At 35.8% G+C, this 19,040-nt stretch carries 19 protein-coding genes; 4 read left to right on the top strand and 15 right to left on the bottom strand.

The features are described from left to right. Positions 1 to 161 precede the first annotated feature (161 nt). Positions 162 to 1,913: a glycosyl hydrolase gene (locus L323_RS34945; RefSeq protein ID WP_020816328.1), complete on the top strand. Its 1,752-nt coding sequence runs from the start codon at positions 162 to 164 to the stop codon at positions 1,911 to 1,913. 13 nt (positions 1,914 to 1,926) lie between these two features. On the opposite strand, the gene L323_RS34940 is transcribed toward L323_RS34945, so the two are convergent. From L323_RS34940 to L323_RS34915, 6 genes are all read right to left on the bottom strand, one after another. After that, positions 1,927 to 2,514 (bottom strand): shikimate kinase, encoded by a 588-nt coding sequence (locus L323_RS34940; protein ID WP_020816327.1) that lies wholly within the window; start codon positions 2,512 to 2,514, stop codon positions 1,927 to 1,929. Between the two features lie 19 nt (positions 2,515 to 2,533). After that, positions 2,534 to 3,820 carry a phenylacetate--CoA ligase family protein gene (locus L323_RS34935; protein WP_020816326.1) on the bottom strand — a complete coding sequence of 429 codons (1,287 nt, stop codon included), beginning with the start codon at positions 3,818 to 3,820 and terminating at the stop codon, positions 2,534 to 2,536. After that, positions 3,780 to 4,799: a 4Fe-4S binding protein gene (locus L323_RS34930; protein WP_242835313.1), complete on the bottom strand. Its 1,020-nt coding sequence runs from the start codon at positions 4,797 to 4,799 to the stop codon at positions 3,780 to 3,782. Before L323_RS34930 ends, L323_RS34935 begins: the two co-directional genes overlap by 41 nt. Positions 4,800 to 4,949: 150 nt before the next feature. Continuing rightward, on the bottom strand, positions 4,950 to 5,978 hold the full coding sequence (aroC, locus tag L323_RS34925; protein ID WP_020816324.1) for a chorismate synthase: 1,029 nt from the start codon (positions 5,976 to 5,978) through the stop codon (positions 4,950 to 4,952). 226 nt (positions 5,979 to 6,204) lie between these two features. Continuing rightward, the gene (locus L323_RS34920; protein WP_020816323.1) at positions 6,205 to 7,659 is read right to left on the bottom strand and encodes a glycosyl hydrolase family 18 protein; all 1,455 of its coding nucleotides are present in this window, start codon (positions 7,657 to 7,659) and stop codon (positions 6,205 to 6,207) included. Positions 7,660 to 7,814: 155 nt separating this feature from the next. Beyond that, complete coding sequence (locus L323_RS34915; protein ID WP_020816322.1) at positions 7,815 to 9,749, bottom strand: right-handed parallel beta-helix repeat-containing protein; 1,935 nt, start codon at positions 9,747 to 9,749, stop codon at positions 7,815 to 7,817. Positions 9,750 to 9,900: 151 nt separating this feature from the next. On the opposite strand from L323_RS34915, the gene L323_RS34910 reads away from it, so the two are divergent. Continuing rightward, entirely contained in the window at positions 9,901 to 10,725 is an 825-nt protein-coding gene (locus L323_RS34910; RefSeq protein WP_020816321.1) for an AraC family transcriptional regulator, read from the top strand. A 142-nt stretch (positions 10,726 to 10,867) separates the two neighbouring features. Here L323_RS34910 and L323_RS40890 read toward each other — a convergent pair whose 3' ends face one another. From L323_RS40890 to L323_RS41195, 7 genes are all read right to left on the bottom strand, one after another. Beyond that, positions 10,868 to 11,026 (bottom strand): ATP-binding protein, encoded by a 159-nt coding sequence (locus L323_RS40890; RefSeq protein ID WP_242835312.1) that lies wholly within the window; start codon positions 11,024 to 11,026, stop codon positions 10,868 to 10,870. Positions 11,027 to 11,051: 25 nt separating this feature from the next. Further along, the gene (locus tag L323_RS34905; RefSeq protein ID WP_051153534.1) at positions 11,052 to 11,555 is read right to left on the bottom strand and encodes a sensor histidine kinase; all 504 of its coding nucleotides are present in this window, start codon (positions 11,553 to 11,555) and stop codon (positions 11,052 to 11,054) included. A gap of 23 nt (positions 11,556 to 11,578) precedes the next feature. Continuing rightward, positions 11,579 to 11,899, bottom strand: a complete 321-nt coding sequence (locus L323_RS34900; RefSeq protein WP_020816320.1) for a TfoX/Sxy family protein — start codon at positions 11,897 to 11,899, stop codon at positions 11,579 to 11,581. Positions 11,900 to 12,088: 189 nt separating this feature from the next. Beyond that, positions 12,089 to 12,331, bottom strand: a complete 243-nt coding sequence (locus tag L323_RS34895; protein ID WP_020816319.1) for an AbrB/MazE/SpoVT family DNA-binding domain-containing protein — start codon at positions 12,329 to 12,331, stop codon at positions 12,089 to 12,091. A gap of 520 nt (positions 12,332 to 12,851) precedes the next feature. Then, positions 12,852 to 14,297 (bottom strand): discoidin domain-containing protein, encoded by a 1,446-nt coding sequence (locus tag L323_RS34890; RefSeq protein ID WP_020816318.1) that lies wholly within the window; start codon positions 14,295 to 14,297, stop codon positions 12,852 to 12,854. A gap of 271 nt (positions 14,298 to 14,568) precedes the next feature. Beyond that, a complete protein-coding gene (locus L323_RS34885; RefSeq protein ID WP_020816317.1) occupies positions 14,569 to 15,729 on the bottom strand; it encodes a hypothetical protein in 1,161 nt (386 codons plus the stop codon). Between the two features lie 459 nt (positions 15,730 to 16,188). Further along, entirely contained in the window at positions 16,189 to 16,419 is a 231-nt protein-coding gene (locus tag L323_RS41195) for a hypothetical protein (RefSeq protein ID WP_131451054.1), read from the bottom strand. A gap of 256 nt (positions 16,420 to 16,675) precedes the next feature. On the opposite strand from L323_RS41195, the gene L323_RS34870 reads away from it, so the two are divergent. Together L323_RS34870 and L323_RS34865 are read left to right on the top strand one after the other, a co-directional pair. Then, entirely contained in the window at positions 16,676 to 17,038 is a 363-nt protein-coding gene (locus L323_RS34870) for an SH3 domain-containing protein (RefSeq protein WP_020816314.1), read from the top strand. A gap of 55 nt (positions 17,039 to 17,093) precedes the next feature. Next, entirely contained in the window at positions 17,094 to 17,480 is a 387-nt protein-coding gene (locus L323_RS34865; protein ID WP_020816313.1) for an SH3 domain-containing protein, read from the top strand. Between the two features lie 38 nt (positions 17,481 to 17,518). Here the strand turns inward: L323_RS34865 and L323_RS40885 are convergent, their stop codons facing one another. Both L323_RS40885 and L323_RS34860 read right to left on the bottom strand, forming a co-directional pair. After that, positions 17,519 to 17,626 (bottom strand): AgrD family cyclic lactone autoinducer peptide, encoded by a 108-nt coding sequence (locus L323_RS40885; protein ID WP_020816312.1) that lies wholly within the window; start codon positions 17,624 to 17,626, stop codon positions 17,519 to 17,521. 99 nt (positions 17,627 to 17,725) lie between these two features. Beyond that, positions 17,726 to 19,040, bottom strand: a 1,315-nt coding sequence (locus L323_RS34860) for an S-layer homology domain-containing protein (RefSeq protein WP_020816311.1), incomplete at its 5' end; no start/stop codon positions are given.

Here is a 19,040-nt window from a genome sequence, read left to right as displayed (position 1 = left end):
TATTTCAATTTAAGTAAAATCTAAATTGATATTTAACTAAAAATATGTTATATTTTAACTAAATATGTACTTCATTACAATCATTTCGTCTTATCTTCTCGACAACACTATTCTTTTTTTAATCGTAACAGGAAAAATTTATTTAAAAGGAGTGTTTTTTTATGAAAAAGATTTTAGGGAGAGTTCTGTCTCTGCTGACAGCGGTTGCACTTTCATGTACCGTCCTTACAACCGTTCCTTCTCCGGTACAGGCCGCGTATTCCGTACCTGTAAATGTTGAAGCAGAGGCCTGCACTCTCAGCAACGGTGCTACAGTTGCTACAAATGTCTATGGAACTGAATATCCCGGTTATTCAGGTGACGGATTTGTATGGGCATCCAACGCAGGAACAATAACTTTAGAGGTTACAGTTCCTAAAAGTGCTATGTATGAACTTTCAACACGCTGTTGGATGTATCTGGGCAATCTGGGTGAATCCAGACTCCAGGCTATAAGTATCAACGGTGTACCGCAAGGCAACTTCTATATTCCAAATAGAGGCGGCTGGATGGATTACAGTTTTGGATTTTTCTATCTTGAAGCCGGAACAGCTAAGATTGAGATTGGATCATCCGGAAGCTGGGGTTTTATACTGTATGACAAAATATCCTTTGACTATGCAGATATGCCTGATTTGAATATTGAACCAACTCCATGCGATTCAAAGGCAACCCCCGAAACAAAATCCCTCATGAATTATCTAACAAGTGTTTATGGAAACCATGTTATTTCAGGACAACAGGAAATTTATGGCGGTGGTAATAACGGAGATTCAGAACTTGAATTTAAGTATATCTACGATAAGACAGGCAAATATCCTGCAATCAGAGGTTTTGACCTGATGAACTACAACCCTCTGTACGGATGGGAAGATGGTACAACAGACCGTATGATACAGTGGGTAAAAGAAAAAGGTGGTATTGCAACATCATCTTGGCATATCAATGTACCGGCAGATTTCACAAGCTATAAGCTGGGTGACAAACTGGATTGGACAAAATGTACTTATAAACCGACTGCCAGCTTCAAAACAGCCAACTGTCTTGATAAAACAACAAAGGAGTATGCTTACCTGATGCTGGCAATCGATGATCTGGCAAAGCAGCTCCTTATCCTTCAGGATGCCAAAGTTCCCGTGCTTTTACGTCCTTTCCATGAAGCTGAAGGCAATAACAACACTGACGGTTCTGGTGCCTGGTTCTGGTGGGGTTCCGCAGGGGCAGATGTTTATAAAGAGTTATGGAAGCTTCTTTATACAACACTGACAGAAAAATACGGTATTCACAATGTAATATGGGAAGTAAACCTTTATACATATGCAAATTCTCTCCAATGGTATCCGGGTGATGAATATGTAGACGTCGTTGCTTATGATAAGTACGAAGGTTCACCTTACACTTGGAAAACAAGTGCAGCAACAACAGCATTTCTGACTCTTGTGAATGATACAAACGATACAAAGATGGTGGCAATGACTGAAAATGACGTTATACCTGACATTCAGAACATTGTTAATGAAGGTGCATGGTGGCTGTATTTCTGCCCATGGTATGGCGATTTTATTACCAGTTCAAAAAATAATGATCCGGTACTGCTGAACACTATTTACAACAGCCAGTATGTAGTAACTCTGGATGAACTACCTACAGATATTTACGGTTCTGAACCGTCAGCCGGAGTAGCTGGCGATTTGAATTCAGACGGGAATTTTGATGCTATAGATTTCGGTCTCTTAAAATCGTATTTGCTGCTTAACACCCCCATTAACTTAACAAATGCAGACGTAGATGGCAATGGACAAGTAAATGCTTTGGACTTCGCATATATGAAGCAAAAGCTTCTTGGCAAGATTGATAAATTCCCGGTTGAATAATATTTTAATATAATTAATTATCTGCTGTCGCATAAATGGTTTTACATCCGCTTATGCGACAGCTTTTATTATCACCGATTTTCAATATTTCAATTAATTTTTCTGCTACCATATTTACTGTCATACAATCCGTCTTTATTTTATAGTCGTAATATTTATTATACAATAACTGCCTATGTAACATAATATCTGTGATGGTCTCCAAAGGGTTATTGCCTTTTAATAATGGCCTGTCTTCTGTATTTTTAACATTGTCTTTTGAAATATTACGTAGGATTGTAGCTGGAAGAGCCTCAAGTAAAATGATAATTCCGTTTTTTTTCAAATTATATATGTTGTACGGATTTAAAACTGTCCCCCCACCTGTTGCAATAACACATTTACTGCTATTAGATAGTTTTTTTATGACTTTTGCCTCAACATCTCTGAAATATGCCTCTCCGTATAATTCAAATATGTCCTTTATATTCATTGAAAATTGTTGTTTAATTATATCGTCACAGTCATAAAAGTTGTAATTCAAAGCTTTTGAAAGCACATTGCCTACAGTTGTTTTTCCAACGCCCATAAAGCCTATTAAAACTATATTTTTATCCCTCACTATATGCCCTCCCGGTTTGTTATAAAATCTGAGGTATCGTTTGTCTGGATGACAATCTTTGGTCAATTACTTTAACTATAGATTTAGCTTCCCGTATTTTCCAGCAGTCGGTCAGATAACCAAGTGGATGCAGAGAAATAACACAGTTCATACCTGTACTTGCAGACAACTCATTTTCAAGCCCTGACAAATCATAATCTCCCTTTGCTATTGGATATTCTTCAAGCTCAACTGAAATACTATTGTCTGTTACGTAAACTTTATAATCCATGAAAAGTCCGTACTTATATATGATTTCCTCGAAGTCCAGATTGCCCCAGGTTTGATTGTTAAGCTCCAAAGATAACTCATACCTTCCATGGGGCTTAACTGATTTTTTAAATCCGTATTCGCATTTTGAATCAGTGATTGTAATAAGGTCATCCAGCATGTATCTGACCATGGGAGTTGTCTTCCGCATAAGACTTGTAAAGCACAGTCTTCCCTTCCCATTTGCACCTAGCGGCTTCATTTTATGGTTAAAAAGTTCAATATAATTAATACCGTCAATTAAATGCTTTTCTCCGCAGGGACAAGGCAAAGAGAAAAAGCCATCCACAGAAGCATATGTATTAACATGAGTCAGTGAAAAGTGTTTTTCAATCTGGTGTTGTCTCGAGTCAGCACATGGCTCGGCAGTGGAAAGCAGAACTTTAATATTGTCGATAGTTTTTTCATAATCCAATGGATAGTAGTCTTTTCTGATTATTTCTGCCCATGACATAAAATCAAGAGGTGTTGCACTGATTACTCCGGGTTGCAACTTTACTATGGTAGCGGCAGTTCTCACGGGGGTTCCAATTGTTGATCTGGTACCGAGTTGGGCAACCATGGCTCCATGCATTTGAAGTAAAGCTCCAAAAGAAAAACCCGCTACCGTATATCCAAAGGTCAATCCGTTAACAGCAGTTCGGTTTTTTTTCAGATGTTCTTTTATTGTTTTAATGTATGGTGTCAGAGAGCTAAGAGATATCAATCCTTCAAAATCCTTTTTTGTAAAGAATGAAGGCGTAGGAGCTCCACTGCTTCCTGATGTTTCACCGTAAAGATAAACTTTGTCTTTAAATTCCTGACTAAGCAGGTCATACGGACTGACTCCTACCAAATTGTACTTTGTTAATATTGGAAGAGACTCAAAATCATCTGTGTTGTATCGTTTGTAGTAATTATTATAGAATTTTGTGTTTTGCGAGGCATATGAAGCCATTTGATAAATGGAACTTGATTTACTTTTTATTGCTAGAGACCATAACTTTTGTTTCATCATTCTGCACCTTCCCAACCTTCAAGTTGATTTTCTTTCCAAACACTTCGAAATTCCTTGCATTGCAGAGTTTAGTACATTTACCGCATTTTATACAGCTTGTAATATCAGTAAAATGATTTCCTGATAAATCAGCACCCATTGGACATTGCTTCAAACAAGCATTACAGCCATTACATTTTTTATTGTCATGTACGACCTTAACGGGAGATACATAGTTAAAAAGGCCATAAAATGCACCGAGAGGACAAAGGTACCTGCAAAACCATCTTCCGCTGACTAATATTGCTCCAACTAAAATCAAAAGTAATGACAGGAGCTGATACACCAGTATGGTTTTTAACCACTCAAAGGAAGAAACGGCATCTATCAATGCCGGAAGGCCTGTTGTCAAGTAGTATGGAAGCCGCCCGTAAATACTGCCACTCTGGCATATATAAACACAAAAGACAGGTATTTTGAAAATTAAAACTGAAAAAGTTAAAATAAGAACAATGTATCTGCCCCAGTAAAAAAACCTCGGAAGTTTTACTTTTTTAAGAGATATTCTGTCCAGAATGTCAGAGATAAAGCCAAAAGGACAAAGCCAACCGCAAATGAATCTACCAAGTGTAACACCTGTAAAGCACATTACACCGAGAACAAGGTAAATACCGCTACCCTTAATCATTCCCCACTGGAGCATACCTACCGGACAGGCTCCAGTTGCCATTTCGCAAGCCTGACAATTTAAAAATGGAAAAACACCGAATTCACTTCTCTTTATACCGCAAACACCTGAAACTCGTAAAACTCCAAGCCTTGCTGTAACAAATATTAGCCATTGAGTTACTTTTCTAAGAATAAGCTCCTTTTTTAATTTATAAATTGAAAATAGAAGAGTTAATGCAAATAGAATACCGATTATAATAAGTGGTTTTGAATGGAATCTGCCATATTTAATTGAAGAAGCCAAATCGGATATTCCAGGCTTCAGTTTCATTACCCAGCTTTCAGTCCCCGGGGTATCAAAATTTCCATATGTATTGGTCTGATAAACGAAGTTCATTTCATTTTTTAGAATGCCTAATAAAATTAATACTATGGAGCAAATCAAAATAATAAAAAACCTTTTCTTAATATCAATTCCTCCTTACACTATTCTTACTGGATTAATATGACCTGAGAGAATCATTTGGTCAACTAAAACTATTGAAGCCAGCGCTTCAGCTAAAGGGCCTACTCTTGGAGTAAAATTCTTATCGAACCTCCCTTTAAGCTTTATAACCTCTTCATTCATAGTTTTGTTATTTACGGTATTTTGGTCACATAATATTGAAGGAGTTGGCTTAACAGCTATTCTAAAAAGTAAATCCATTCCCGTACTGATACCTCCCAGAAATCCGCCGGAATTATTGCTTGCTAGAGAAGCTCCATGGCTTGTTTTTATAAAGGAATCGTTGAATCGGCTTCCACACATTTGTGCAGACTCAATACCCAAACCGCACTCAATTCCTTTCACCCCTCCAATGCTGCTTAAAGCGTACATAATCATGGAATTCAGTTTTCCGAATACAGGACTGCCAACCCCGGAAGGTACACCTTTTATCCGTAGTGAAATAATTCCTCCGGAGGAGTCTCCATAGGAAGCTATTTTGAGACACTTTTCCTTGGCCTTTTTTTCTGCTTCTTCATTTTCGCAGCAAATCCCCGCAAGTTCTACCACCTTGCTTTCAAAAGCTATATTATGTTTCTTCAAGAGCTTTTTAGAGATTGCAGCTGCTGCCAGCAAAGAAATGAAAACTCTGCCGGAAGACCTACCGCCACCCCTGTAATCATAAAATCCATATCTGTTATGGTATGAGAATTCTGCGTGTCCCGGCCTGTAATAATCCTTGAATTCATAGTAATCTCCACTTTTCTGACCATCATTGTATATTACAATACAAATAGGTGTTCCAAGGGTCTTTCCTTCAAAAACACCGGAAAGCAGCTTTACATTGTTTGATTCTTTTCTTGGGGTGCCAAGTTCGGCATCGGTAATATCCCGGTCAAGCTCACAGGTAAAATCTTTTGCGGTTATTTCCAGACCTGCAGGACACCCGTCAATTACACAACCGATAGCTTCACCGTGCGACTCACCCCAAGTAGTACACCTAAATATCTCTCCCAGAGTATTCATATAAAATCTCCTCAAAAAAGGTATTATTTTTACGAAAATGAATAAAAATTGTAATTTTAACAGATAATGTATTTATTATATGTCATAAATCTACATATTTTAAATATTTCTATAGCCTCAAAAATACATAGTATTTATGAACTAATATACTAGTCTGCTACTCCCATAAAAAAAGATGGACAGCATAAAATTTTGCCGTCCATCTTTTAAACTGTGTAAAATACTATCAATTAAATGGCTTTGGAACACTCTTTTCCAATAATATCATTTTAAAATTTGTAAGATCAAGCGCATCAACATTACCATCATTATTAACATCAGCAATGGCCATGTTCTGTAAAGTTCCCTTGCCTAAAAGAAAAGACTTAAGAAGTGCAAAGTCAATAGCATCCAGCACTCCATCTTCATTAGCGTCCCCAAAGTAAAGAACTACCTCCGGTACTTTATTAATATTGAGACTCTGGGCAATGACATTCTGAAGCACTGAGTATTTATCATACGAGAGTTCCCAGAACATAGCACCTCCAAGACCCATTTTCTTTATATAATCTGCCTTGCAACCGATTGACTCTTCATCTTCGTAGGTAATAAAAGTACTTCTGTTATATAAATAAGGTACTTTTGCAACCTCGTCCCAATACCGCATATAATTATTTTTACCTACATAGTTTTCTGCAATATCCCAATAATCAAATACGGCAGCTTCAAATGTACCGCTTCCATAGCCTGCAGATGATGGTGCCGTTCCACTTTTATACAGTCCTGAGCCATTAAGATCAGTTACGTTAACCCACCCTTTTCCGGAAAAAGCAAGACCCAGATTTAAATCAGCCGGTTCTGCCCCTGCAGCAATGTAATTCACAATGGTAGTTGATACGCAGGGATTACCGGAATCTGCGTACAGTGGAGTATTGTGGTTGGTTATTGAATCCCATGTACCATGATAATCATAAGTCATAACATTTATGTAATCCAGATACTTCATCATTTCTGCAACTTTACAATTTGCTATGAATTTAGCATCCGACGCTCCTGCAATACTTAAAAGATATTCTTTTCCGTCTTTTTCTCCCTGTGCATCAAGTGCGGTTCTGATCTCTTTGAGCAATAAAATGTAGTTATCGCCATCATTTGCACGATGAGGTATATTATCACCGCCTTGAACCGGAAATTCCCAGTCAAGATCTACACCGTCAAAACCGTATTCTACAATAAAATCCACTGCAGACCGGGCACATGCCTTTCTGAGCATATCTGAAGCCGCTACATCAGAAAAATTCTTTGACCATGTCCATCCTCCCACCGATATAACTGTCTTGATATGAGGATATTGTTGTTTCAATTTTATCAGCTGTCCAAAATGCCCCTTTAGTTCTGTTTCCCATGTGTCATCTCCATATGGCTTTTGGGTATCAATCCACGGGTCTCCAACTGTAATAGTTCCGTCAGCCGATAAATTAGCAAATGCAAAGTTAATATGTGTCAGCAAGGAAGGATTAATATCTCCCACTTCTTCGGCTCTCTGATAACCGCTCCATGAAGTAAAATATGCCACATTTCTATATGCCTGTTCAATTGAATTGTTGGTTTTTACCGTGTCATTTGCGGAAACACATGAAATACCTATGCAACTAAGCATTAGTAATGCAATTAATGAAATTGCCATTAATTTCAGCTTCATTTAATATTTCCCCTTTCTTAATTTTTTTACTTAAAATTATATCATAATATGCAATAATTGTATTTTTTTAGTAAATATTTGACTTTTTGCAATAAAAAAGCCCGGGAATGAAATTTGTTCCCAGACTTCTTAAATAAACTTTTTACTTTAATACATTAGCCCCAAATTTTAATGCGATTGAATCCGGATTTCAATCCTTCAATTGGCCCTACAACAGGCTTATCATTTCTGGAAGTTCCTGTATAGTCTGTGTCAATTATGATAGGATTTCCGTTAGGATCGTCAAAAATAGCATCAACAATACGTACGGTACCAAGTGTTTCAGTTGAAACGATTTGAGTCGGTATTTCAAGCATATCTTTTTCTACGTTCATCTCCAGATAAACTGCATTTCCTTCTTCAACTATTTTTATATTTGGGTTAAATGTCTTGTTAGTATAACTGTTCTTTTCTCGATTAAAGCCTTCAGCTCCGTTTAAATATGCATTTGATGAAATGTATGCTGGTTGTTCGGTTAACATAAATACCTCAAGGTCACCGACTCCGTGACTAAGCACTTTTGAGACATATTCTTCATATGAAGCAGTATTGGGATTATACCCTGCTGTTCCGCTGTTTTCAACACCTTTTCCGCCAACAAATATATTGTTGTAAAAACGGTCATCTCCGCCGTAAACTACTGCTGTACCGGCTACCTCGGTAGTATGCGGGAAGTGATATGGAGTAGATCTGTCAAGAACCTTTGTTAAATGGAGCTTACCACAGCAAAGATTATTTACATATGCGCCACCTTGTGAAAAATTATCAAAGGTATAATCTGATACAAAAATATTGTTATCTACTAAGTATGGACCATGGCTTACCTCAACCATCAAGTCACGATCATTGCTGTAATACAGGTTATTATTCACTCGAACCCCTTGTGCCTGCCAGTCAAGCCAAGTACCAAGAGAACAGTTATGAATACGGTTATGATGAATTTTTACGTCAATTGCCGCATGAAGCTTTATACCTGCAATCTCGTAGCCGAAAAATTCATGCTTAACTGCAATATTATAAATATGGTTGTTGTAGATTTCACTGAAAACTCCACCCATATGTCCTACAATTCCGTTTTGACCGCAATCGTAAATAACATTGTTTCGGATAATATGGCAACCTATCTTCTCCTTGCTCCAACCTATCTGCAAAGCACGGAAAACAGCCTCCATCTGGTACTGATACCCCGGCTTCTGGTGCCTTCTGGAACATAGGTTGTGTCCGGTTGAAGCTTCTTTACCAATACTGATGGCACTGCATTTAGCATCGTGAATTATGTTGTTTTCTATAATCCAGCCCTTGCTCCAATTTGCACCCAACAGACCGGGTTGATCTGCTGTAGGCGGTGTCCATGGGCAGGCAGCTTGCGCCATCTCAAACCCTCTTACAGTAATATAATTCAGACCTGATTTTAGTGGATAGAAGCAACATTTTCTTACATTTATTTCTACTAGCTCTTTATTTGGATCTACACCATGAAAGTTAGCGTAAATGGTTGTTTTTTCCTCATCTACTTGGCTGAACCAACGGTAAATTGTTTGCTCAGGATGCAGAATTTTTTCAAATTTTTGAGTCCAAGGAATATCTACAACTCCGGTTCTTTCAACAGGGTTTTTAACTTCATCCAAAGAATCAGCCTCAAAAAATGAAACTCCGTTTAAATAGACATCTCCGGGATGACGATAAACACCGGGCTTGTATATCAACCAATCGCCACTGAGAATTTCCTTGTATGGGTTGTAATCACCGAAGAAAGAATTAGAAAGAACAGCTTTCCATACTGTACCCTCAACCTTTTCCCAGCTTTGGATTCTCTCTGACCCTTTAATAATAACCTTTTCACCCTCGGCAGCTTCGTATACGATTCTGCTTAGATTGCTGTATCCGCTATGTTCAGGCTTTACCCATTCACGGTACTCGCCTTCGTGAACAACAACTTTGTCTCCTGATTCAGCCACCTTTGCAGCTTTTGATATAGTTCTGAAAGGATGCTCTTTGGTACCCTCTGCGAAATCACAACCGGTTACCGCAACATGAAATTCTTTTTTCACTTTACCTTCCTCCTTATAATGCCGTGTTTTCGAATTTGGTTAGAATAGTTAATTTTGTTTTTACAATTGAATTTTAGCATAGAACAATTTATAATACTTGACATATAGTATTATTTTTTGGCCAAATATTGCAGTATGTGAGGGTAAAATATTGATTCCTTTTTATGAAAACAGAATTGAGGATTTGCTTATCTTTAGAGAAAACGGTCTTGATTTCCTACCACATCTTCATGCTCAACTTGAACTGCTTTATGTGGAGGATGGAGAAATTGAAATAACAGTCAACGGTTGCACACGCCTAATGAAAAAGGGAGGGCTTTCTGTTCTTTTTCCCAACAGCGTACATAGCTATCATACTCCACCGTATCAGGAAAGCATGAATTGCATTGTAGTCATACTTAATTTGGCGCTTGCGGGTGATTTTATAAATACCCTTTTGAAATTTCATCCCAAAGACCCTTTCATTAATAAAGAAAATCTTCATAAGGATGTCCCATATGCTATAAATACTCTCTTTGAGGAATATAACCATGCTCAGAGTCATCCTGTTTGCACTCCTATTTGTAAGGCGTATATACAGATTATTATTTCGAGGCTGCTGCAGCAGGTGGAACTCATTACAAATACCGACGTGAATTACTTTGATATAATTTTTGATATTATTAATTATATAAACGAGAATTATATGCAGCCCATATCACTCAATGACATTTCCAGAGCTCTAGGCGTTGGAAGATATCATTTATCCAGAGTGTTTTCAGATAAAATAAACGTAAGCTTCAGCGATTATATAAACGGTATTCGTGTAAGCTGGGCAAGGAACATGCTTTTAAATACCAATAAAAATATTACACAAATTGCGTATGACTGTGGATTTCAAAGTATCCGTACATTTAACAGAGCCTTTAGTAAAGTTTATTTTATTAGTCCCAGAGAATTCAGAAAATCTCAGGAAGCAGCAAGTATCTCTACATAAAATACTCCTTTTGGTTAATTGAATTTTAAAACCAAAAGGAGTTTTACGAATATATCTTCATGGTTTAATCTATATATATATCTGAAAATTCTATTGCGGCCGCTTGCATTATCCTGCTGTCATGCGGTGCAGACATATTAAATTACTGATGTTTTCGTCTTATCTTCTTTATAGGCAGCGTAAAAATGAAATTGGTTCCATTTCCTACTTCACTTTCAACACTAATTTTACCTTCTAAGACTGTAACTAGTGCTTTTACCAAAGACAAGCCGATTCCAGTTCCCTCCGCCTGTCTTGACAATGAGCTGTCCACCTGACCAAACCGTTCAAATATTACCTTTACCCTTTGGTGTAAATTTGATCGCATTTGATAAAAGGTTTAGCAATATACGTTCGAACTTTTCCTCATCAATACCTAATTCCAGATAATTACAATCCGCAGTAAACAGAAGCTCCAATCCTTTTTGCTTTGCATAAAGGTCAACGGACTTGACAATAGCCCTTGAGAGAAATATTATATCCAGGTTTTTCTTATTTAATTTTACATGTCCTGCATTATACCTTGTTATGTCAAGTAAATTATTAACCAGGCGAAGCTGGCGATAAGAATTTGTTCGGATTCTTTGCAAATGCCTTTTAATGTTCTCAGATATCTGGCTGCCATAAATACTCTCTATTGCTTGTAATGCGGCATTTATAACAGTTAAAGGGGTTTTAAACTCATGAGTAATTGTTGCCAAAAACTCATCTTTCATTTTCATAGCGGTTTCAAGTGTTTGATTTTTTACCTTTTCTATTTTTAAAAGTTGTACCTGCTGGTTCTTTATCATCTATATAAAGCACTGAGTGCCATTCATTTTTTCTTCTTCGGCTTTGGTGCTGGCAGCTCCCCATACATAGCCTGAAATAGCGCTGTCAAGAATGCTTTATCATCAACATTGTTCACAAGCAGCATATCTTTAGCACCTTCATATGGAGGTTCGTATACTGCGTCCGGCATTAGTGCCTTCGCTGCTTTTACAGGCTTTACTAGTAAGCGGTCATCACAGATATATGCTGCGATTTTCTCACGGTAGTAAATAATGTACTCGCCCATCATATAACGGTGTGTAATTCCATCCAATTCAGATAATTGCTCCAAAATAAAGGTCAAGTATTCTTTACTCGATGACATACTCAATTCTCCTCCAATCTTCTATCAATATAAACAACACTTTGTTATACAAATCAATCAAAGTATTCAATACAAAGACTTTCTACAAAACCATCAATAAACCCTTCCTTGAGTACAATCTTCTTATGTTAATTTCTCGGAGTAAAGCAAAAGAACATGCCAATGAGACACATTCTTTTGCTTTGTAGATTATTTTGATTTTAAATCATTGCTACACTCTTCACATATGTACTTACCCTTGTATATCGTAAGATTTTTGACATTGTTGCAAAATATGCACCCTGGAGAGTATTTTTTTAAAAGTATCATATCTTCGTCAGTAAAAATTTCTAAAGAATCTCTTTCGCTAATAGAAAGCACTTGTCTTGTCTCTTTAGGTATTACTATCCTACCGAGCTCATCAACCCTTCTTACTATTCCTGTAGATTTCATGCTAACAGTCCTCCTTTTCATAAAACATCTTAAAAGCTACAAATAATTCACAACGTAGGTTTTTAGTGTATGTTTTGATTGTGCCATTACTATATGTTACCTTTAATACGAATGTAGCATATATACCCTTTCATCAGTTTTTCTTCACATGCTCGTTCCGCATTTCACCATATGAGTAATGGCAGTTTGGCTGGCCAGTGAAACAGGGCCGTAGCTCCTTTATAATATTTTTACCCTTATATTTGATACTGTAACAGTAATATTAATCATAGAAACCTACTTAAACACAAAAAGAAACCTGCCGTATTGGTAAGTTCTTTTGCTTACAAAAATTACTTATTTATTTACAATATAATTGGTATTGCTAAGTATTTTAGTTACTATTTCATTTAAATCATAAGTGTCAATAGTTCCATTGATTATGTGGTCGGCATCATATTTGATTTTACCCGTGCCAGCGACTGCACTTCCGTAATACCATGCATCAATACCAACAAGTGATTTACGTAGATTGATTGTTCTACTTATATCCCCAACATTCTATTCCAAATATTCTAGCCATGTTATCTATTTTTGATGGTTTAGTAATATAAATACGATAGTACCTATATTTTTGTTTCTCTACATAATTTGTAATCTGCTCTTTATTATTTCCTTTTATTTCTATTAGATTTACCCAATCAATCATATTATTACTACCTTGAATACAATAATCAATCAAGTATAAATCTGGTGAACGAAAATCATGTATAATTATAAACTTAAAAATAGCTCGTTCTTTATTTAAGTCTAGCATTAACCAGTGGGGACTTGCTGTATCATTAGAAATCCACATATCAGTGTCAAACCCATTATATTTACCGTTTATCACTCTTTCTGCTTTAAAGCATATACCATATGCTTCTAACTCACTGCTTGCAGTTATTGAAGCATCAGACGCATAGTTTATAAGCTCTTTTTCATCATCATACTGCATTAAAATATCATCAGATATTTTTGTACAATATTGTGTGTACAGCTCGTTAGCTAACATACGAAAATCGTTATTGATAGATTGTATTTCTTTGGTATATTTAGATATGGCATTTTCATCAACATTTCTGTTAATAGCTTTTCTAAGAAAACTAGAAAATACTATTGACCTTTTATTTGAATACTTCACTTTAAAATCTTCATAATTTTTTACGCTTATATTTTCTTTAACTAATTGGTCATATAACCTATCAAATATCTTGAAAATATTCTGTGTAGAATCAATAAGGTCTCTTTTATATAACTCAGCAGCGGTGATATCAAAGTTTTTATTATGAATTACGTTACAAATCAAGTTATCATTTTCAATAATATAGTTATTTTCTACTACATCTTTTAAAAAATTGAAATCGCTATAAATATCTTTTTTGGTATTTCGGGGTTTAATATAGTACAATTTATTAGCATAATTCGTGAGATTTTCATTGAAGTATTTATTTGATTCTTCCCATAAGTCAAAGAAAATCTCTTCTTTTAGTGTTAGACAATAAAAAGGATTATCAAAACCAACATGTGAGCAATCCATAATTGTAATAGTAGATGTTTCTTCATTGTAGCCATTAATAATAATTCCGTGAGGTCCATGTGCCTTTTTATAATTGAAATCGCAATAAAACATACTGAAATAATCAAAATATATAACTATAGGATATTTTTCATCCAGAACAGATTTTATAGTACTAAGTAGTGTATTTCTATTTGTAATATTTACTGTCACTAATTCTAAACCTAATTTATTTAGCCTTATGTTTATTGATTCAAATCGATCAACATTAGTCTCCCATATTAAACGTAATGAATAAAAAGCACAAAAATAAAAATAGTTTTCATATTCAAAATATCCTGATGCTATAGCTATAGGAGCGTCCACGCAGCTTATAGTTTTATAATAATAGCTATCATTTACATAATTAGGTATATGTAATCTTTGCATGAATTTCCTCCTAAAATACAAATAAATGTATTTAAATTGCTTGAATTCCAAATTATAGTACAAGTATATTATTTAAATATTTACATGTCAATTGATTAATCATGTTTAGGCTCTTAGAGAACTTAATTAATTTTCAAGTATCTGGTTATTTAAATTAAAATAATTTTAAACAAAAATCCCCATTGACTAAACTATCAATGAGGATTTTAATTTAAATTAATTAAGAATAATCCAATATGCAATTTTATACTCAGCATGGGTCTATTATTTATTAGTTAATAAACTTAAAATATACATTACCAAAATTTGAACCTGGAAGAATAAATTTAAAATTATAACTATTATTACCCGATGGAATAACAACATCAATATATGTGGGCTCTGTTCCTGTATAGCTTGTTGGTGTTGTTTCCCCAGAAACTCTTGCATTATATATACTATGTATTTTCTTATATGTCCAAGAGCTAGTTGAGCCACCCGGACAATAAGCTAAAGCTTCGCGAACCAGCCAAGTTCCACTTGACGAATTCCAGATTGAACCCCAATCAGGTGTAATTCTTAAAGTTTTACCGGCACAGTTGCTTAATACCATATTATACACTCTACCATAATTCCCCATTAATTGGTTGTTACTATTTATCGCATTTGTACCTATATCATATTCTCCAGTATTAAATGACATATTAGCCCCAGCTGTAGCTAAGTAAAATCCATGACTATTATCTGGTGAAACCGAATTATAATCATAATTTGCATATTTTACATCACCAGCAAAAGTTGCAGTTGTACAAGATGACATAGCGATTGCTTTTCCAAGAGTGATTGGATTAATAGTTGTAACTGATGCATCATAAAATACTATTCTACATTTCATACTCGATGATACTTTAAACATAACATGACCATTTACTAATTTTAATGGTGCTATTTGATCACTGGCAATAAATGTACCAGTACCAGCTGCTAATGACTGAGTAGTATAGTTAGTACTCGTTTGATATCCAGTCTCTACATTTGCACACATCTCATAATCAGGGAATGATGATGTTCCAGTGTTTAGAACATTTTTATTAAGTGTAGTTACAGTACCCGCAGTAGTAGCATATATATATACACCGACTTTTATATTTTTACTTGTTGTCTTATTAATATGATAAAAATAAGCATCATATAATGTATTTGCTGTTAAGGTTTCTTCAATTGTATATGCTCCAGACCTCCCATTAAAATTGTTAACCCAACCTGTTCCTTGAGTTCCAGTACCATCCCATAACATTTCAGGATTATCTGAATAAATATATGTATTACCTCCATTTGACATTTTTGTAAACGGTACAGCCTGTGAGGACACGAAAGCTGCTGAAACTGATGATATCATACAAACTAAAACCAAAAAAGTTACTAATAGTGTTCTTACCCTCTTATTTAACATTTTAATATCCTCTCTTCTTTTATTGTGTTTTGATGTTTTATTTATATTGCGTAATTGGATTAGTCTGGTAATATTATGGTATAAACAGTTATTATTGTCAATATATGTATTTTATTTTTCTCATAAAATATCCAAGGCTGATAATTGGGAATAAAAAAGGACAAGAAATAAACACCCGGTGGGTGCTTCTGTGAAAGGCATTTTTTAGCTGTACAAATCCCTCATAACAAGCTTCTTTGCTATCTGCATTTCTTGAGTATTTTTTCGAAAACACGTCATATCCGAACCTTTTAATAAATATATCTTTTATTTTATTTGCCGAAAATTTAATGTCTTTGGGCTTACACAATGCATCTGCAATAAGATTTGTTTCAACTTCGTACTCATCTTTTGGAGAGTATGGAAATAATCTATTGGGTCCCAATTGTTTATAATTTCTCTTACTTTATCTTTCATTATTTACATTACCTCTAAAAATACTATGAGTACGTTTGCCGCTTTTGTAATGGTTGAATCTGATTTATATGGTAGAATAACAGCTCTTCCAAGGAACATGGATTTTATTAATAATCCAAAAATACTTGCTGTAACCAGTAATACTCCAATAAGTGCGTAAGTAAACTCCTGTGCGAAGGTATTATTGCTAAAGACAAACAAAAAAAGCTGTATTACTATTAATAAAAATAGCATAAAAAACCTTGATCTTATTTTTCAACGGATAACCCCATTTGAATTCCTCACAAAAGCACCGGGAATAACTATTTCGATGCTTGCATATTTAATATTTCCTTGTACAAAAATTCATTTATGCCAAAATCTATTGCAGTATACCGAGGATATAAGCTCGACATTGAATTGAATATGAATGTGCGCCCGTATTTACATATTTTTATTTTTATGGTATTATATGGAAGTAAGTAATAATTATAAGAAAGGAGAAGTACTCATGAAAAAATTAGCTTTAGTTCTGTTTTTAGTTTTTTCTTCATTATGCCTCAATGTAGGAATTGTTTCTGCAAATACAAAAGTAGATGTTTCTGCATCCAGCGATATGTTAGTTACAGCGACATCATATAAATACTATTTTGTTGTCGTAGAGGCTGTAGCTGTAAGGAAATCCCCAAGTACGTCAAGCACAAGGCTTGGATTACTTTATGGAGCTAACGAAGACTACGTCACATTTAGTAGTTTTAGCTCAGACGGTAATTGGGTATACGGAACAACTAGTACTGGCATTACGGGGTACGTTTCGCTGTCATGTTTAGAAGGATGTAACTCATTTACAGACCATCCAACTTGGGGTGGCTAAAGTCTTGTTAAGTTGTGTAAATATTAAAAAATAAAATATTAAGGAGGACTCATCTATGAAAGATTCGTTAAGAAAACTTATTGGACTAGCTATAGTATTTTCAGTTTGTACTGCGTTGACAATAGGAACCGGTGCTACTACTATCGCAGACAATAATACATACGGTGAAACATCTAAAGAAAATACTGTTAATTCAACCCAGAGTATTTGGCCGGGTACTTTGGTAGGACAAATGTTTGCAATAACCGGCAATGGTGTAAATGTAAGATCTGAGCCCAATACTTCAAGTACTAGGCTTGGAGTACTTTATAAGGATAACGGTGATTATATCAATTTTCTACAATTTAGTTCAGATGGTAAGTGGGTACAAGGATATACGAGTACTGGCCTTAAGGGATGGGTTTATGCACAATATATAGATTTATCCTGGCCACTTGATTAACATTTGAGAAGCAAAAGAGGCTTAACAGCCTCTTTTGCTTACTTGAGTAAAGATTTAGGGCATTCTTTTTGATAATAGGACCAGAGCCAACAGGCCCCTGCAGATGCAGTAGCTGCAAATACTCCAACTAGAGATAGAACAGTCAATACCAGTATTTTTGGTGAACTTAATTACAATCGAACAAGCAAAACGAGCGACAACTTTGGCACTCCCACATACATACTTCTCTTTACTCTATAATAATTTTACTTCTGTAAGAATATACTATAGATCAATTGAGCAGCCTCAGCCCTGGTTATTTTAGCCTTTGGGTTAATATTAGCGTTGCTGCCATTGACGATCCCCCTGTTTGCCAAAAATTCTATTGCTTTCCTGGCATAATTTGAAACAACATCTGCATCATTAAATCTGGTTAAACCATTTGTATGTACAACCGTCAGTTTGATATTTGCAGACTGGATTGCTTTATAAGCTATAACCATAAAGTCCTGCCGAGAAATTGTTTCTTCTGGATGAAATTGTCCATTATACCCTGCTACTATTCCAAGAGCTTTACCCACGGCTACAGTATCTGCATAGTATTCACCAGAATCAACATCAGAGAAGTTATCCTTAGCTTCCGAAGACAAACCTAAAGACGTGATCATCATTTTCAGTAAGTCCGCTCTCTTTATGTTTGCCTCGGGTCTGAATTCATCATTTCCAACACCGCTGATTATTCCCTTAGATGCCAAGGAGTTAATGGCTTTCCTCGCCCATTGTACGCCGTCCAGGTCCTTAAACGTCTTATCTACAAATACCACAGCATACTTACTGAAATGGGTTGTGCTGAATACGATTGTATTGGTAACTACATCAAATTTAGCATTTGGTACCGAATGTGCAACCCCATTATTGTCAATGTAGAGCACTGTCAATCCATCAGGATTCATTGCTTCTACAGGTGTGGGAGTGTACGGAATTACTACGGTTACCGGTGCATTTTCATTATTCCAGATAACTTTATTTCCTGCCACCTTAGCAATAAGGTCAATTATCGGTCTGTTTCCTATTAAACTCTGAGTTTCTGCGGGGAGTTCTATCGGCTCTGACTGAGCTATAGATATTCCCATTAGTTCATCTGCTGCATATCCCAGATTAGCCAACATATTCGTTGGTACACTTACAGCGCCCACTGACGTTTCAATTACAATGTGTGCTGCAGGCGTTGTATCATCTACTATGTCCACAGGAAGTACCTGTTCATAGCCTTTTGCACCTTCAACAGGATGGACCTTAACAACTACATACACATCAGGTTTTTCATTTGACGATTGATAAGCTGACTGTGCAGCCCCTACTGTTGTTTTTATTGTATTTATTGACTGACCTGTAAGTCTAGCCATCCCTTGACCGTTTCTTTCATCAATTACCGTTTGGGAATCAACTAATGCAGCAGGTGTTCCTTTAATAATTGGCACTGTGACAATTGGTAGCAGCGGTGGTTGGGGTGTAGTAGCTGTATCCTGTCCAACAGGTGTTGAACCACCGGCTCCGCCTCCTCCTCCCGTCACTGTACTA

The organism is Ruminiclostridium papyrosolvens C7 (assembly GCF_000421965.1).
In the GTDB taxonomy this organism is placed as follows: domain Bacteria; phylum Bacillota; class Clostridia; order Acetivibrionales; family DSM-1351; genus Ruminiclostridium; species Ruminiclostridium papyrosolvens_A.
This window is presented reverse-complemented; position numbering and strand designations above follow the sequence as displayed.

Coding starts and splice junctions, on each gene's coding strand:
- L323_RS34945 (WP_020816328.1), top strand. CDS start 162: ATGAAAAAGATTTTAGGGAGAGTTCTGTCTCTGCTGACAGCGGTTGCA.
- L323_RS34935 (WP_020816326.1), bottom strand. CDS start 3,820: ATGATGAAACAAAAGTTATGGTCTCTAGCAATAAAAAGTAAATCAAGT.
- L323_RS34930 (WP_242835313.1), bottom strand. CDS start 4,799: ATGAAACTGAAGCCTGGAATATCCGATTTGGCTTCTTCAATTAAATAT.
- aroC (WP_020816324.1), bottom strand. CDS start 5,978: ATGAATACTCTGGGAGAGATATTTAGGTGTACTACTTGGGGTGAGTCG.
- L323_RS34920 (WP_020816323.1), bottom strand. CDS start 7,659: ATGAAGCTGAAATTAATGGCAATTTCATTAATTGCATTACTAATGCTT.
- L323_RS34905 (WP_051153534.1), bottom strand. CDS start 11,555: ATGATAAAGAACCAGCAGGTACAACTTTTAAAAATAGAAAAGGTAAAA.
- L323_RS34900 (WP_020816320.1), bottom strand. CDS start 11,899: ATGTCATCGAGTAAAGAATACTTGACCTTTATTTTGGAGCAATTATCT.
- L323_RS34895 (WP_020816319.1), bottom strand. CDS start 12,331: ATGAAATCTACAGGAATAGTAAGAAGGGTTGATGAGCTCGGTAGGATA.
- L323_RS34890 (WP_020816318.1), bottom strand. CDS start 14,297: ATGCAAAGATTACATATACCTAATTATGTAAATGATAGCTATTATTAT.
- L323_RS34885 (WP_020816317.1), bottom strand. CDS start 15,729: ATGTTAAATAAGAGGGTAAGAACACTATTAGTAACTTTTTTGGTTTTA.
- L323_RS41195 (WP_131451054.1), bottom strand. CDS start 16,419: ATGCTATTTTTATTAATAGTAATACAGCTTTTTTTGTTTGTCTTTAGC.
- L323_RS34870 (WP_020816314.1), top strand. CDS start 16,676: ATGAAAAAATTAGCTTTAGTTCTGTTTTTAGTTTTTTCTTCATTATGC.
- L323_RS34865 (WP_020816313.1), top strand. CDS start 17,094: ATGAAAGATTCGTTAAGAAAACTTATTGGACTAGCTATAGTATTTTCA.